Here is a 16021-nt window from a genome sequence, read left to right on the forward strand (position 1 = left end):
GTCATTCCCCTTCGCTGAAAATCTCAAAAAAGGCCGGGCCAAATCGTTCGGCCTTGGCGTCATTCATACCCGAGATCCTGCCAAGGCCCCCTAGGCTTGCCGGTTTGCGCTCCGCAATTTTGCGTAATGTGCCCGGTGCAATGGTCAAATACTTACCGGTGCCATCCTCGCCGCGCAAAAGCGCGGTCGCTGCATCCTGCAAACGATCAAATACAGTACCAGCGGTGCGCCCTGCCAACTTGCGGCGTGCGGGATGCATGTGTTCAACTTCGCCCGAGATCACCTCGAGAAATGCAGCCCCATAGCTTTCCAGTTTCTTCGCACCGACCCCGCCGATCCGCGCCATATCATCCAATGTGGCGGGACGCGTTTCCGCCATCTCGATCAGCGTTTTGTCAGTAAACACCACATAAGCGGGCACCCTTGCGGCTTCGGCCAAAGCCCGGCGCTTGGCTTTAAGGGCTGACAACAGCGGTGCGTCCTCTTCCGACACCAACATCTTTGCCGCAGGCCTACGTGCGGCCTTCAGCGTGTCACGTCGCAGGGTGACCTGCGCTTCACCGCGCAACACCGGATGAGCTTTTTCTGTGATCCGAAGCGCACCATGCCGTTCCGGATCGGGTCGTACCAAATCAAGTCCCAGCATTTGCCGAAAGATCGCCTGCCACAGGCGTTTGTCGTGGTCTTTTCCCACACCAAAGGTCGGCAATCCATCATGGCCACGATCACGCACCCGGTCCGTCATCGTGCCCTGCAGAATGTCGATCACATGCCCAGAGCCAAAGCTTTCGTCAGTACGCAAAATTGCTGACAGGGCCTTCATTACGTCGACCGTTCCGTCGAACAGATCAGGCGGCGTGGTGCAGAGGTCGCAGTTTCCACAGGGTTCCGCCTCTTCCCCGAAATAGGCCAGAAGCTGTTGGCGGCGGCAGCCATGCGCTTCGGCCAATCCCAGCAGAGCATTCAGCCGCCCGTGATCCGCCGACCGACGTTCGGCTGGCGCCAACCCTTCATCAATCTGAGTGCGCCGAAACCGAATGTCATCCGCTCCGAAAAGCGTCAGTGTCTCGGCCGGGGCTCCGTCGCGCCCAGCGCGGCCGATTTCTTGGTAATAAGCTTCAATCGACTTGGGCAAATCGGAATGCGCGACCCAGCGAATGTCTGGTTTATCTACGCCCATGCCAAAAGCCACGGTTGCCACAACAATCAGACCGTCTTCTTGCTGAAACTGACGCTCAACCTCGCGCCGGGCCTCTGCCTCCATGCCGCCGTGGTAGTGCACCGCCATGTGGCCTGCGTCGCTCAGTGCTTTCGCCAATGTTTCGGTCCGCGCGCGGGTTCCCGAATAGACAATTCCCGACTGCCCTTTTCGTGCAGCCGCAAAGGAAAGAATTTGCTGGCGTGGGCTGTTTTTGGCCGTGAACGCCAAATGGATGTTGGGGCGATCAAACCCCTGCAAAAAGGTCTGCGGTGGTGTGCCGTCAAACAGCTTTTCGATGATTTCGGTGCGGGTTTCTTCGTCTGCGGTCGCCGTGAACGCGGCCAATGGCACGTCCAGCGCACGCCGCAACTCTCCGATGCGTAGGTAATCAGGGCGGAAATCATGGCCCCATTGACTGACACAATGCGCTTCATCCACAGCGATCATGCTGGTCCCTATCCGACGCAGAAGGTTCATGGTTCCGCCCGAAGCCAATCGCTCTGGCGCCATATAAAGCAACTTCAGCTCTTGCCGCTCAATCGCTTCGAACACCGCATCGGTTTCTTCCTGAGTATTGCCCGAGGTCAGCGCCCCAGCCGTCACCCCAGCCGCTTGAAGCCCGCGCACCTGATCACGCATCAAGGCAATCAGCGGGGATATCACCACCGTCACGCCGTCGCGTACCAATGCAGGAAGTTGAAAGCAAAGGGATTTCCCGCCACCAGTCGGCATGATGGCAAGGGTGTTTTGACCGGTGCAAACGGCCTGCACGATCTCGGCCTGACCGGGCCGAAACTCATCGAAACCAAAAACGGTTTTCAGTAGATCAAGATCGCGGGGCATGTATGTGCTGCTCGGTGTTTTGACAGCACATTCCCATGCCAGCGCGAAGGCGGCAAGGGCGTTAGTAGAAAGTCGCCGCGTTATTGATCAGGATAATTCGGATTGCGTAAATCACGATCAACGCGATCAATGGCGCAAGATCCAATCCACCCATGTTCGGCAAGAAAGACCGGATGCGCGAATATGCGGGCTCTAGCAAACGATTCAGACCGTACCAAATTTGGGCCACAACGGGCTGGCGCAGGTTCAGAACCTGGAAATTGATCAGCCACGACATAACAATGTGCGCGATTATGATGAACCATACGATATCTATGATCAGCATCAGGATTTGAATCAGGGATTGCATGTCGGCTCCTTGAATTTGGGTCTTTGTCATCTAGGCTGCCCATGCCCCAAGGGCAAGGGTGACGCATGGTATGGATTGACCTTCCTCAAAAGTCGCGGCAGGTCGGACACATTCCATAGGAGCGCATATGTACCCCTTCATTCGCATGATCAAAGAGATGGCGAAATACGCCCGCGCCGAGCCTCTGCCCGTCAATGGGACACATATCAGTCACCACCGGTGCTGGCCGTGGGACATTGATCTGTGGCGCGAACTGAACAATGGGCGAACCCTGACATTGTACGATCTGGGCCGGATTCCATTGGCGGGCCGCACGGGGCTGAGCCGCACTTTGATCAAGAACCGCTGGGGTCTGACCATGGCCGGTGCAAGCGTGCGTTACCGTATGCGTATCCGCACATTTGCCCGGTTCGAAATGCGCAGTCGTTTGGTCGGATGGGACGAGAAATTCGTCTATGTCGAACAGACAATGTGGCTTGGGGATAAATGCGCCAACCAGATCGTCTACCGCTCGGCTGTAACGGATCGAAGCGGCATCGTGTCTACGGATAGAGTGCTTGAGGCTATCGGGCATACTGGCCCTGCGCCCAAATTGCCCGCATGGGTTCAGGCATGGATAGACGCTGACGCTACGCGACCTTGGCCGCCTGAGCAGTAACTCCCCTTGCCCGCACAGCTGTTTCCCTGTTTGATCGAGAAAAACAGGGGGCAGACATGGCAGAAATCTCGGCACGCAAGCGTATTTGGGGATGGTATTGGTTCGATTGGGCCAGCCAGCCCTATCACACGCTGCTTCTGACCTTTGTCTTCGGCCCCTACTTCGCGGCAGTGGGCGCTGAATACTTCATGACACAGGGCCTGGCTGAAGAAGCCGCCGATGCCAAAGCGCAAAGCATGTGGTCTTGGGGGCTGGCGGCGGCAGGTCTGATTGTGGGATTTGGCGCGCCAATCATGGGCGCCTTGGCCGATACCGCCGGGCGCGTACGCCCGTGGGTCGCCTTTTTTGCACTGCTATACGTCATCGGCGCTGGGTCATTATGGTGGACGCAACCTGATGGATCGAACCTGTGGCCGATGATTTTCATGTTCGCGCTTGGCTTCATTGGGGCTGAGTTCGCGCTGGTCTTCACCAACTCGCAATTGCCCAGTCTGGCGGACAAGGATGAAGTCGGAGAGATTTCCGGATCCGGATTTGCCTTCGGGTATGTCGGAGGGCTGATAGCCTTGGCAATCATGCTGGTCTTTTTCATGGAACAGCCGAACGGAAAAACACTGGTCGGGTTGGAACCTGGTTTGGGCCTGCTGGACGCAGAGGCACGCGAAGGCACCCGCATCGTTGGTCCTTTCGTGGCGATTTGGTTCGCCATTTTCATGATCCCTTACGCACTTTGGGTAAAGGACGTGCCCAAACCGGGCATGAAACACAGCCTGTCCGGAGCCTTTGCAATCCTTGGGCGCACGATCAAGGGGCTGCGGCACAAGCGCAGTCTGGCCTCGTATCTGGGCAGTTCGATGTTCTATCGCGATGCGCTAAACGGGCTTTATGGCTTTGGTGGTGTCTACGCGAGCCTTGTTCTGAATTGGTCGATTGTCTTGATCGGAATATTTGGGATCATCGCCGGGATTGCAGCGGCGCTCTTTAGCTGGATTGGTGGGCGCATCGATGGGAAACACGGCCCGAAGCCAGTCATCATCTGTGCAATTCTTGTGTTGATCGCGGTCTGTATTTTGATCGTCAACATGACCCGCGAGGCCGTCTTTGGCATCGCGCTACCGCCGGATTCAAGCATCCCTGACGCAATCTTCTTTGGATGCGGCATTCTGATCGGCGGCATGGGCGGCACGCTTCAATCCGCCAGCCGGTCATTGATGGTGCGCCATACCGACCCTGATGCGCCAACCGAAAGCTTCGGGCTTTATGGGCTATCGGGACGCGCAACCGCCTTCATGGCCCCTGCGCTGATTGCGTGGTTCACCACGCTAACTGGCAGCGCGCGGCTCGGCGTGTCCCCGCTTATCGGGCTCTTTTTGCTGGGACTTATTCTGCTGATCTGGGTTAAACCTGATGGTGAACAGTAAGAGGTCATTTTGGGCATGAGAGCATTCAAACAGTGGGTCGTCGCAATCACAGCTGGTGTGATGATGTTTGGGGCGAGCACCTCGGTCGTGGTCGCACAACAGCCCGCTAAAGAATTGTTTGGGGCCGCGCGAAAAGGCACAGCGACCCGCTCTGCGTCATTTGGATCATATGCCAAAGGTTGTTTGGCAGGTGCTGAACAGCTTGCACAAACCGGACCGACTTGGCAGGCGATGCGCTTGTCGCGCAATCGCAACTGGGGCCACCCAGAGCTGATCGATTTCGTGCAGAAACTGTCGCGCAAAGCGGCCGCCCAGCCGGGGTGGAAGGGATTGTATGTCGGTGACCTTAGCCAGCCACGCGGCGGGCCGATGCTAACGGGTCATCGATCGCACCAGATTGGGCTGGATGCCGACATTTGGATGTTGCCGCCCAAACGACTGAACCTATCCGCATCCGAACGCGAAGGGATTTCATCCATCTCGACCCGCCGTTCGAAAGGTGCATATGTGAACCAGAACTGGTCACGTGCCCACCACGAAATCATCAAAGCGGCCGCAAAAGACAAACGCGTAGCGCGCATTTTTGTCTTCCCCGGCGCAAAGGTCCAGATGTGTAAGGACGCAAAAGGCGACCGGCGTTGGCTTCGGAAAATTCGTCCGTGGTGGGGGCACCATTACCATTTTCATGTTCGTCTTTCCTGTCCGAAGGGCGTGAAGGGCTGCGCAAATCAATCTGCTCCTCCCGCAGGTGATGGCTGCAAAGACGCAGAAAAGTGGGTGCAGGATATACTGCATCCCAAACCCGCCCCGAAACCCAGCAAACCGTCTAAGCCCCGCAAGCCCCGCGGCCCTCTGACACTTAAGGATCTACCCGGCCAATGCGGACCCGTTTTGTCTTCGCGATAGCGGCGCTTGCCGCACTTTTGACGCTTGATCTTGGCGCGCAACCCGTGTCGGATGCACAGCTTGTGTCGGCCTATCGCTGGCACGGCAAAGGCGAGAATTTCGGCGGCTTTTCCGGCCTTGAGATCAGCGCAGATGGCAAAGACTTCATTACTATCACCGATCGCGGTTATGTCGCTCAAGGCAGCTTCGAACGCGAGGACCAGGTGATCTCGGGCCTAAATACTGTGCAACTTGGTCCGCTAAAATCCTCCAAGGGTGGCCCCTTCCCGCGCCTTCGCAGTGATAGCGAGGGGTTGGCCTCGAACATGGATGGTGCGTTCTTTGTGAGTTTTGAGGCCAAACACCGCGTCATGCGTTTTGGCGGCGTTAAGAACAAAGGCCGTGCGTTAAAAAATCACCCCGATTTTAAGGGGCTGCAAAACAACTCTTCGCTTGAGGCATTGGCGATCGATCACGCTGGAACGCTTTATACCATTCCAGAACGCACCGGCGTCGAGGGATCACCTTTCCCCGTGTATCGCCTGCCTGCCGGCAACAAGACATGGGAAAAGCCGTTCTCGATCCCGCGTTTCGCGCCTTACCTGCCCGTTGGCGCAGATATCGGGCCTGATGGAAAATTCTACCTGTTGGAACGTCATCTTAGCGGTGTTCTGGGGTTCACCAATCGGGTCCGCAGGTTTGATATTGAGCCAGACGGGTTCACAAACGAAGTTGAATTGCTGCGCACCCCGGTCGGCTTGCACGACAATTTGGAAGGGCTGGCCGTCTGGAAAGATGACGGTGACAACATCCGCCTGACCATGGTGTCAGATGACAACTTCAAGTTCTTCCAAGTCACCGAATTTGTCGAATACGTTGTGGTGTCGCAATCTGAAGAGCAAAGCAAAGCACAGGCGAAACCCGCAAACTGACGCGACGATCCCTTTGCTAACAAGGCTTGATCTGCCCGCTTAGGCCCGCTATGAGCACTCCGTCCCTGGCATTCAGGGGCCAAGTCTCCGCAACCTTGCTAAAACGGACCAACAATATGACCCGTCTTCTAATTGGCGTAATCGCCATGGCCGCCATCGTCGTGGCCTCAAACATTTTGGTGCAGTTCCTTTTCGGCCAATGGCTGACCTGGGGCGCCTTCACCTATCCGCTCGCTTTCCTCGTCACCGATGTGATGAACCGCGTTTACGGCGCCAAAGCTGCGCGTAAAGTTGTCTTTGCAGGCTTCGTAACAGGCGTGATCTGTAGCTTTATCGGCACACAAATCATGGGCGAATTTGGCCCGCTGGTGACCCTGCGAATTGCGCTTGGTTCTGGCATCGCCTTCCTGAGCGCGCAGCTTCTGGATGTTGCAATCTTTGATCGTCTGCGCGAAGGACGCTGGTGGCGCGCGCCCGTCGTCTCGACTTTGGTTGGCAGTTCGATCGACACCGCGATCTTCTTTACCATCGCATTCTCGGGTGCCCTGACTTTCCTTGAACCAGCCAACGATGTCAGTTGGGCAGGAGAGGTTTTACCGCTTCTAGGCACAGGCCCGATGGCCCCTCTTTGGGTGTCGCTGGCGATGGCTGACTGGATGGTGAAACTGGTTCTCGCGCTGCTTGCTTTGGTGCCCTTTCGCATCCTCGTCACGAAACTTTCACCAAATCCTGTGTGAAAAGTTTTGACAAACGCAAAATATGTGGCACGCTCCTAGATATAGAAACAGCGAGAAAGGAGGTGTCCATGTCAAGAGATACAACGGAGCGAGGTGCCGGGACAATCTAGGTCGCGTCTATCCGGGGCAGCCCCCGGGCAGGAACGCGGGCCAAGTTGACCATGGTCTAACTGGCCCCATCTCCTTAATTCTCGAAAGGGTCGTCCTAATGGGCGGCCCTTTTCACTTTCCAAAAGCGTTTCCGTACCATCTTGAAACAACGTAGTGTGGAATTGCTTTGATCAAACGGCCCTTCCATTTTGGATCCAGAACAGAATAGGGTGCAGCCATGATCCGCGTGAACGACGATATCACCCTGCAAGACTGGGAGCTAAGCGAAAGCTTCTCGCGCTCATCCGGGCCGGGTGGTCAGAACGTCAACAAGGTTTCGACAGCTGTTGAGCTTCGATTTGAAGCGGCACGATCCCCCCATCTAACCCAAGCCGTGAAGACACGCCTGAAGCGCATTGCTGGACGCAAATGGGCACAGGATGGTGCGATAACAATCCGCGTGGAAGACACCCGAAGCCAAGCCCGTAACCGCGAGATTGCGGCAGAGCGTCTGGCTGAAATGGTGCGCAAAGCACTGGTGGCTCCGAAAAGACGCATTCCAACAAAACCGACACGCGGATCACAGAAGCGCCGAATGGATACCAAGACCCGACGCGGTCAAGTCAAAGCCCTGCGCGGCCGTATAAACGAGGACTAATTCGCATGACTACCGATCTACTGAAGCGCCGTGAACGGCTGCTTGGGCCGAACATGACCACGTTCTACCGCGATCCGGTGCATATCGTTCGTGGCGAAGGCGCTTGGCTTTGGGACGCCGAGGGTAATCGCTTTCTGGACTGCTACAACAACGTGCCGCATGTGGGTCACGCCCATCCGAAAGTTGTCGAAGCGATCACCAAACAGGCCTCTACGCTGAACACACATACCCGCTATCTGCACGAGGGCATTTTGAACTACGCCGAACGCCTGACCGGTACAATGGATCACGATCTAGACACGATGATCATGGTTTGCACCGGGTCCGAGGCCAACGACATCGCGCTGCGCATGGGGCGTGCAATGACGGGCAAGATTGGCATCATTTGCACCGACAACACGTATCACGGCAACACCGATCTGGTCAGCCACATGTCTGCGAAACGGACACCGATTGGGGGAGCCGTTGACTGGGTGAAAAAAGTTCCATCGCCCGACACGTTAAGCCCGCTGGGCGGCAGTTCCGAGGCGCAAGCCCGAGCCTTTGCAGACGGCATCCAGCGCGCGATTGAGGAGTTGGAAGTAGCAGGGCACGGGTTCGGGACTCTGATCCTCGACCCATTCTTCGCCAATGAAGGTTTTCCGGATCTGCCTAAAGGGTTCCTCGATCCGACGGTCGAGGTCGTGCGCCGCGCTGGCGGCATCATCATCGCGGACGAGGTGCAGCCGGGCTTTGGCCGCACGGGGCGTAACTTCTGGGGGCATGACCGGATTGGATTGGCGCCGGACATCGTGACGATGGGCAAGCCGATGGGGAACGGGCATCCGGTGGCTGCCGTTGTGACGCGGCCTGAAATCCTGGCGGAATTCCGCACGCGTTTTGGATACTTCAACACCTTCGGCGGCAACCCGGTTTCGGCGGCGGCCGCGATGGCCGTTCTGGACGTTCTGGAAGAAGAGCACCTGGTCGATAATGCGCGTGACACTGGCGACTATACCCTTGAATTACTTAAGGAATTGAAACACCCGATGATCGCGGACACGCGTGGTGCGGGGATGTTCTTAGGGATCGAGTTTACGCGGGACGGTGACCCAGAAAAGGCGGCTGGATTCTGCAAGGACATGGTCGAGGAAATGCGCAATCGCGGCGTGCTTCTACACCTCGTGGGCCGCTACTACCACGGGATCAAAATCCGCCCGCCAATGTGTTTTGACCGCAGCCAAGCGGAACTTCTGGTCGAAACCTTGGACGCCTCACTGAAGGCCCTGCCCGCATGAATACAGCCTTGAAACAAGCGCTTAAAGCGTGGGGCGCGCAGCATGTGCGGATGATCAAGGACCGCGAGAATGCGGTGCATGAAGTGCGGGTTGCTGGGAAGCCCGCGGCGCTGCGGCTGCACCGTCCGGGCTATCAATCCGCGGCCGCCATTCAGTCAGAACTCGATTGGATGGGCGCGCTGGCGAAGAAGGGCATGCGCGTGCCCTCCCCCATCCCGACGACCGACGGTCATCTTGTCTTTTCAATGGAGGGCGACCAGCTGGCGACGATGGTGACGTGGGTCGATGGCGCGCCGATTGGAGACGGGGGCGTGCCGCTTGACGGATCGGTCGCGGATCAAACCGCGCTGTATCGACAGGTCGGGGCCGAGGTCGCAAAACTGCACAACCTAACGGACGAGATTACCCTGCCCGACGGCTTCACCCGCCACCGCTGGGACATCCCCGGACTGCTGGGCGAGGACCCGTTCTGGGGACGGTTTTGGGAATGCCCAGCGCTAAGCGAAGACGACCGGAATGTGGTCCTGCGCGCCCGCGCCGTGGCGCATGATCTGGCGACAGTCTACCTTGAGAACGGTGCGGATTTCGGGCTGATCCACGCAGATGTGCTGCGTGAAAATGTGTTTATTCACAATGACGTCCTGACCCTGATCGACTTCGACGACGCGGGCTTTGGCTTTCGGCTGTATGACCTTGCGGTGATGATGACCCAAAACGTCGACGAACCCGCATATGAGGCGATCAAAGCGGCGGCGCTGGCGGGATATCGGGAGCATCGCGCGCTGAGCCAAGAGGCCGAAGACCTGCTGCCCATGTTCCTGATGATGCGCCGCTTTGCGTCTATGGGTTGGTCGGTTCCGCGATACGATCCGACAGGGTCGGAGGTCGCTGGATATACCGAAAGAGCGGTCGCGGCGGCGCGGGGGTTTCTTGGGGGATAAGGGGCGGGCAAGGGCCAGACTGTTAGTGGGTTTAACGTGAAAATTCCCGCAGCATTTAGATTTTGACCGCGCTTAGAGGTGAGTTTTTCTGCCAGACGAACATGGTTCGATCGCAAACCACCAATTAGGATGCTTGCACCTCAGCCTTCATTTATCCTCCAAATTGTGCTATGCAACCATAAATTAAAAATCGAGAATTTTTTTCAATGGAGAATAGCAAAAAAGGTGAATCTTTGGGTGCGGAAGGCAAACCGAATGTCAAGAAAACGGATATTCGGCAAACACTGACCCAAGGTGTTATCAATCTGGCAAAGCTGATAGGGGCAATTGCTGTTGTCACAACAGCTGTAGCGGGCATTTATCGGTTTCTTCTAAAAGATATGGTCGACGAACAAGCGCGGCACTATGTGCTTCGACTGCTAGCGGGTCAAAATGAAGTCGTCGATGATAGAACCATATTTGATGTCCTTGGTTCTAAAGCAATCGAAGATGCCAATTTTCTGAGGATGTTGGTAGAGAATGACAAGCTTCTGGAAACCCGGCTGTCAAAACTTGACGACATGCAGCGCCAAACTGATACGGTTTTCTCATTTAACCTCCACAGACATCTCGGGAAGGGAGTGCCGTCTAGTCTTTCAGCGCTTGGCATCACCAACAGTAGTGATGCGCAACAGGTCTTAATCGAAAAAAGCCAACAGCGAACTTACTTCACAGCCAACCAGACTTACAGGGTAAGCGCCTTTCACAATACACGATACAGTGGGAACGACGAGAGAGGCGACAAGGAAAGACCCCTGAATTACTTTCAGGGAGAGTATTTTCTGAAGGTTGGAAACGAGCCCAAGCCTATACCGTTTGGGAACGATCTGACGATCAGAAACACTGAAATTACTTGTTCGATAATATCCCATTTCAAAAATAACCCCGACGAAGCGGTAATCCCGATTTCGATTCAGGCGTCAGGAGAAAAACCAAACATCGAATATGATTTCGACATATTCGTCCTTTCGACGAAGGAGGAAGCAGATGGGTGCAGCTAGATGGGTTACCTTCGTCTTTGTGTTTGTATCAGCCAGCGCTGTTTGCGCCGGTGAATGGCCGAGCACTAACGACGGCCCCGCAACCACTACCGACAGCACATCGGGAAATATTCGCTTCGCAGCTGTTAGATCAAAACCAGCGGACATTAGAGTAGAGATCATTGAAAGTAAGAATATCTACTCAAAGACAGAACTGGAAAGAAATCATAACCTTGTAGCTCAGGAATCTGGCAAATTCGAAACACCAAAATACTCTCTCAAGGAGATATATTCTGCTCTAAGAGAGAAGGATGAGAATCTAATCGCACTTTTTTCTTCCGGATATTTGGAACAGACAAACAACCCGCAGATTGCAGGTTTTCTGAGAATCGGAGGCCAAGAACTGAATCCGTTTATGAGCGCGCAGAACCTCACAGCCGCATTTTGTGTCGATGCAATAGCTTGGCGTGAAAATAGCGGAAAAGACGAATCTTCTGGGCAGGTACCTTATGTATTCGATGTGAAATTTCTACCTGACCAAAGATTTCGGTATATCCCCGATATGACACTATTAGAGGAATCGCGAGAATGGGATGAAACGCGGATTGAGTACTTCACCTCCTGCAATGATGTTATCCAGGTAGGTCCACGTATTCTTGAGCCGCGAGCGATTGGAGCGAGAAATGCTAGATCCAGAAGATCTGATGATATTAAAGCTTTCGTCGGGAGAAATGAGAGATGGAATGTTGCTGCATGGGATCTAACTGGGAGCGTTACGTTTCTTCATACCATCAATCCCACTTCTCTTTCGAACCTCGCGGAACTTCTCGAAAGCGAGAGTTTTTACAAACTGTCCGCGCGGAACTGCAAGCCGTGGGAACTGGGGCTGAATAGGTCAAAAAGCTGTGAGTACTGGGCCGTAGCAATATCTTCGTTTGGTGATGCCGGTGTAATATTGTCAAATGATGGCGATCCTGTCTTTTTGGGAAATACAAGTACCACTGTTCCGGCTGCCATCGCGGTCTTTGGTCGGGAATAGTATCTAAACCACAACCTCCATCCCGACCTGATCCCCAACGCCGAACACGCGCTTATAACGCGCAATCTCATCCTCCGGCCCCATCGCCTTGTTGGGGTTGTCCGACAGTTTCACTGTCGCCCTCCCGTTCGCTTCGACTGCTTTACAGACCAGCGAGAATGGGGCGAGGGCGTTGTCGGGGACGAGGTCTCGGAAATCATTCGTAAGCAACGTGCCCCAACCAAAGCTGGTGCGGACGCGGCCCGCGAATTGGCTGTGCAGTTCGATGATTTTGTCGGTGTCCAGACCGTCCGAGAAGATGACCATTTTCTGGGTCGGATCCTCGCCGCGGGATTTCCACCAGTTGATCGCATTCTCGGCGCCCGTTGCGGGGTCTCCGCTGTCGATGCGGATGCCGGTCCAGCCGGCCAGCCAATCGGGGGCGTTGTCCAGAAAGCCCTTGGTGCCATAGGTGTCGGGCAGGATGATGCGCAGGTTGCCGTCGTGTTCCTGTTGCCAATCGGCCAGCACGTCATAAGGGGCCTGCGCCAGTGCGTCGTCATCTTGGGCCAAGGCGGCATAGACCATGGGAAGCTCGTGGGCGTTGGTGCCGATGGCTTCGATATCGCGCTTCATGGCGATGTGGCAGTTTGACGTGCCGACAAAGTTGCTGCCCAGCCCCTCCATCGCTGCTTGCACGCACCAGTCCTGCCAGAGGTAGGAATGGCGGCGTCTTGTGCCGAAATCAGCGAGGCGCAGGCCGTCGAGGGATCGGAGGCCTGATATCTTCTCCCACGCGCGGGTCATGGCGCGGGCGTAAAGCACTTGCAGTTCGAACTTGCCCATGCCGCGCAGGACGGCGCGGCCACGCAGCTCCATCAAGACCGAAAGCGCGGGGATTTCCCACAGCATGACTTCGGGCCAAGAGCCTTCGAAGGTCAGCTCGTATTGGTCACCGACGCGTTCAAGGTGGTAGGGCGGCAGGCGCATGCCCTCGAACCACTCCATGAAGTCCGGGCGGAACATCTGGCGTTTGCCGTAGAACGTGTTGCCGCGCAGCCAAGTGCTTTCACCGCGGGACAGCGAGAGGGATCGGATGTGGTCCAATTGCTCGCGCAGTTCACCTTCGTCGATCAAGTCGGCGAGTGGCACGTGTTTCGAGCGATTGATCAGGCTGAAGGTGACATTGGTGTCGGGCTTGTTGCGGAAAACCGACTGGCACATGAGAAGCTTGTAAAAGTCGGTGTCGATCAACGAGCGGACGATCGGGTCGATCTTCCAGTTGTGGTTATAAACTCGGGACGCAATATCAACCATTTAGGCCTCCAGCTTGACGCCTGCGGCGCGCATGTTGTCACGGGCAGCAGCCAGTGATCCATCAAGGTCAATGGCGCGGCAGGCTTGTTCCAGAACGGTCACGTCAAAGCCCAGTTTTGCGCCGTCGATGGCGGAATAGGCGACGCAGAAATCAGTGGCGAGACCCACGAGGGTCAGCTTGGTGACGCCACGGGTGCGCAGGTAACCTTCCAGCCCGGTGGGGGTGGTCTGGTCATTCTCAAAGAACGCTGAGTAGCTGTCGATCTGTGGGCGGAACCCTTTGCGGATCACCATGTCGGCGGGGTCGGTCATAAGGTCTGTGTGGAAAGCCGCGCCGTCAGTGCCCTGCATGCAATGATCGGGCCATAGGACTTGGGTGCCATAAGGCATCTTAGTCACCTCGAAGGGCGCTTTGCCATCGTGGGAGGTTGCGAACGAGCTGTGGCCCGCCGGGTGCCAATCCTGCGTGAAGACCTTCACGGCGAAGTCGGGCAGCATGGCATTGATCAGTGGCACGATCAGATCGCCCTCAGTCACGGCAAGTGCGCCGCCGGGGCAGAAATCGTTCTGCACGTCGATCACGATAAGGGCTTCGTCTGCGTTGCGCATGGGCGGTTCTCCTTGAAACATAATGGGTAAGGACAGCGCGCAGAAGGGTCAAGCAATTGGGCGCGAAAGCTAAGGATGCGGCATGTGGATTAACAACGAAAAAGGGCGTGCCTTTAAGCACGCCCCAAGTTTTCTTCCGAAGGTTTCGGTTTCTAGAGCTTGTTCACATCAACTGCGATGCCTGTAAGCCTACCCAGAAGCCCAATCAACGTGTTGGCGGCAGCAACCGAGCTTTCGGTTACCAATACGGTGTCCTTGCTTCGAATGCTGAACTTGCCCGCGCTGAACAGGCCGTCAGCTGTGGTTAAATCGATAACGAAGACACTACGAGCGTTGTCGGGACCTTTGTTGTCCTTACGCACCGCGGATTGCGGATACTCACGCAGCACCAGAATCCCTTTGGGATCTGCACGAGAAGCGGTCAGGCCACCAATCAAGGATACGGCATCAAGGGCCGAGATACTCGGATTTTGAGAACGGGATCAGAGCCTCTTTCGACGCGGCTCCCAACGAGCGGAAGTAGCGACGGTCAGATTCTAGTGCCAGCTTGTCGCCGGGACGCATAAAAGCATCATAGGATGAATTCGACATCAACTGATCCAGCGGGCGTGAGTACGTCCGGTTGCCTCGGATCAATTTGACACTTGGATTGTCTACGCCTTTCCGAGGACCACCAGCCGCTGCGATCGCGTTGAGGACAGTGAAACTTGGATCATCAAGCGTGATTGGTCCGGGGCGTGCAACGCCCGAGACCACGGACACAGTTCCGCGTGTGCCTTGGGTGACGTTCAGCTGAACCTGCGCCGAGGGGATGACTTCGACATATTTGCGCTGAATTCGGGCACGAGCTGCGGACTGCGGCATTCCTGCGATATGAACAGTACCAACGAAAGGTAGGAAGATCGTCCCGCCAGCGGATACCTGCATATTCTGCATTTGAACGGTGTTCTGGTTCGGCGTCGACAGTAGAGAGGATTCCTCACTGTCCCAGACCGTCACATCCACGCGATCAAAGGACCGGATCGGCTTTTCTGCACCAGCAGCCCCACGCGACGGCCAGGAATAATTTCCATCCGCATTCGGTGCAGGCCAGCGAGAAATTGCTGGCAAAGTTGCTTTGGTGACGTTGTAGACGGCCAGATCGGTTCGGTCCTCAGCGTTTCCGCCGACAATTTCGGACTGAATGGGCGCCCCACGAGGCGCTCCACAGCTGGCCAATACTAAAGCCGAAACTGCAATTAAAATAAAACGCATACGCGCAACCCCCAGATATCTTTGTGGTTCAAGGCAGCAAACCAATTTCGCGCCACATTAGTAACGATGCACTAATTTCTCAAGCACACAGAAGCATATTTCGGTGTTATTTCCGGACTGAGCACAATTTGCAGTATCCCGTCCGCTACTTGTGGCTATCAGGCAGTCATTTTTCGGTGAGTTTCAACCGCTTCAACAACGTCATCATAGTAGGTCAACCGGCCCTCATTCAAAATGCAAGCTGCATCGCATACATTCTGAATGACACGCAGGTTGTGAGTTACCAGAAGCGCACCACTGCTTTTCATCCGATCCCTGAAAACGCGCATGCTTTTCTTACGGAATGACGCATCCCCGACCGATGTCACTTCGTCCACCAGATAGACATCGAACTTGATCCCCATTGATAGGCCGAAGGCAAGCCGTGATCTCATCCCGGAAGAATATGTCCGAACAGGTAAGTAGAACTGTTGACCCAGCTCGGAAAAATCTTCGACATATTCACGTAGTTCTTGGGTATCAACGCCGTAAATGCGGGCAAGAAACTTAGTATTTTGCGCACCCGTCAAATCGGCGTGGAAGCTGCCTGCAAACCCAACGGGCCAACTGACGGTACCGTCATATTCGATGGTTCCACTGTCTTGTCGCATGGTCCCAGCGACCATACGCAGCAAGCTGGACTTACCGGCTCCATTTCGACCTAAAAGACCAATCACCTTTCCCGATTCAAAATCAATCGAGATGTTATCTGCAACGACCTTGGTCTGCCCTTTCAGGCGATACGCTTTGCGTAGATTTCGAATTCGGATCAT

Annotated in this window: 17 protein-coding genes; 10 read left to right on the forward strand and 7 right to left on the reverse strand. The window is 55.6% G+C overall.

The features are described from left to right. Position 1: 1 nt before the first annotated feature. A complete protein-coding gene (gene recQ / locus AC0L6A_RS15660) occupies positions 2-2044 on the reverse strand; it encodes a DNA helicase RecQ (RefSeq protein WP_473291299.1) in 2043 nt (680 codons plus the stop codon). Between the two features lie 61 nt (positions 2045-2105). Continuing rightward, the gene (locus AC0L6A_RS15665) at positions 2106-2393 is read right to left on the reverse strand and encodes a YggT family protein (protein ID WP_246933853.1); all 288 of its coding nucleotides are present in this window, start codon (positions 2391-2393) and stop codon (positions 2106-2108) included. Between the two features lie 127 nt (positions 2394-2520). Here AC0L6A_RS15665 and AC0L6A_RS15670 point away from each other — a divergent pair, with 127 nt between their 5' ends. The 10 genes from AC0L6A_RS15670 (at position 2521) to AC0L6A_RS15715 (ending at position 12050) form a co-directional block, all read left to right on the forward strand. Further along, complete coding sequence (locus AC0L6A_RS15670; RefSeq protein ID WP_473291301.1) at positions 2521-3051, forward strand: thioesterase family protein; 531 nt, start codon at positions 2521-2523, stop codon at positions 3049-3051. A gap of 56 nt (positions 3052-3107) precedes the next feature. Continuing rightward, on the forward strand, positions 3108-4472 hold the full coding sequence (locus AC0L6A_RS15675) for an MFS transporter (protein WP_473291302.1): 1365 nt from the start codon (positions 3108-3110) through the stop codon (positions 4470-4472). 60 nt (positions 4473-4532) lie between these two features. After that, entirely contained in the window at positions 4533-5378 is an 846-nt protein-coding gene (gene mepA / locus AC0L6A_RS15680; protein ID WP_473293526.1) for a penicillin-insensitive murein endopeptidase, read from the forward strand. Then, the gene (locus AC0L6A_RS15685) at positions 5351-6289 is read left to right on the forward strand and encodes an esterase-like activity of phytase family protein (protein ID WP_473291304.1); all 939 of its coding nucleotides are present in this window, start codon (positions 5351-5353) and stop codon (positions 6287-6289) included. Before mepA ends, AC0L6A_RS15685 begins: the two co-directional genes overlap by 28 nt. A 116-nt stretch (positions 6290-6405) precedes the next feature. After that, positions 6406-7026: a queuosine precursor transporter gene (locus AC0L6A_RS15690; RefSeq protein WP_473291306.1), complete on the forward strand. Its 621-nt coding sequence runs from the start codon at positions 6406-6408 to the stop codon at positions 7024-7026. Positions 7027-7354: 328 nt separating this feature from the next. After that, a complete protein-coding gene (gene arfB, locus AC0L6A_RS15695) occupies positions 7355-7774 on the forward strand; it encodes an alternative ribosome rescue aminoacyl-tRNA hydrolase ArfB (protein ID WP_473291307.1) in 420 nt (139 codons plus the stop codon). 5 nt (positions 7775-7779) lie between these two features. Further along, a complete protein-coding gene (locus AC0L6A_RS15700; protein WP_473291309.1) occupies positions 7780-9051 on the forward strand; it encodes an aspartate aminotransferase family protein in 1272 nt (423 codons plus the stop codon). Continuing rightward, positions 9048-9992, forward strand: a complete 945-nt coding sequence (locus tag AC0L6A_RS15705; protein ID WP_473291311.1) for a phosphotransferase enzyme family protein — start codon at positions 9048-9050, stop codon at positions 9990-9992. Before AC0L6A_RS15700 ends, AC0L6A_RS15705 begins: the two co-directional genes overlap by 4 nt. A 206-nt stretch (positions 9993-10198) precedes the next feature. Next, on the forward strand, positions 10199-11032 hold the full coding sequence (locus tag AC0L6A_RS15710; protein WP_473291313.1) for a hypothetical protein: 834 nt from the start codon (positions 10199-10201) through the stop codon (positions 11030-11032). Beyond that, complete coding sequence (locus tag AC0L6A_RS15715; RefSeq protein ID WP_473291314.1) at positions 11019-12050, forward strand: hypothetical protein; 1032 nt, start codon at positions 11019-11021, stop codon at positions 12048-12050. The genes AC0L6A_RS15710 and AC0L6A_RS15715 overlap by 14 nt, the downstream gene beginning before the upstream one ends. 3 nt (positions 12051-12053) lie before the next feature. Here AC0L6A_RS15715 and pncB read toward each other — a convergent pair whose 3' ends face one another. The 5 genes from pncB to AC0L6A_RS15740 form a co-directional block, all read right to left on the reverse strand. After that, entirely contained in the window at positions 12054-13346 is a 1293-nt protein-coding gene (gene pncB / locus AC0L6A_RS15720) for a nicotinate phosphoribosyltransferase (RefSeq protein WP_473291315.1), read from the reverse strand. Further along, positions 13347-13955 (reverse strand): bifunctional nicotinamidase/pyrazinamidase, encoded by a 609-nt coding sequence (gene pncA, locus AC0L6A_RS15725; protein ID WP_473291317.1) that lies wholly within the window; start codon positions 13953-13955, stop codon positions 13347-13349. It lies immediately after the preceding gene. Positions 13956-14107: 152 nt separating this feature from the next. Continuing rightward, positions 14108-14392 (reverse strand): hypothetical protein, encoded by a 285-nt coding sequence (locus tag AC0L6A_RS15730; RefSeq protein WP_473291318.1) that lies wholly within the window; start codon positions 14390-14392, stop codon positions 14108-14110. A 10-nt stretch (positions 14393-14402) separates the two neighbouring features. Further along, entirely contained in the window at positions 14403-15209 is an 807-nt protein-coding gene (locus AC0L6A_RS15735) for a polysaccharide biosynthesis/export family protein (protein ID WP_473291319.1), read from the reverse strand. Positions 15210-15367: 158 nt separating this feature from the next. Beyond that, positions 15368-16021 (reverse strand): ABC transporter ATP-binding protein, encoded by a 654-nt coding sequence (locus AC0L6A_RS15740; RefSeq protein ID WP_473291320.1) that lies wholly within the window; start codon positions 16019-16021, stop codon positions 15368-15370.

Source organism: Aliiroseovarius sp. D2-2 (genome assembly GCF_055809455.1).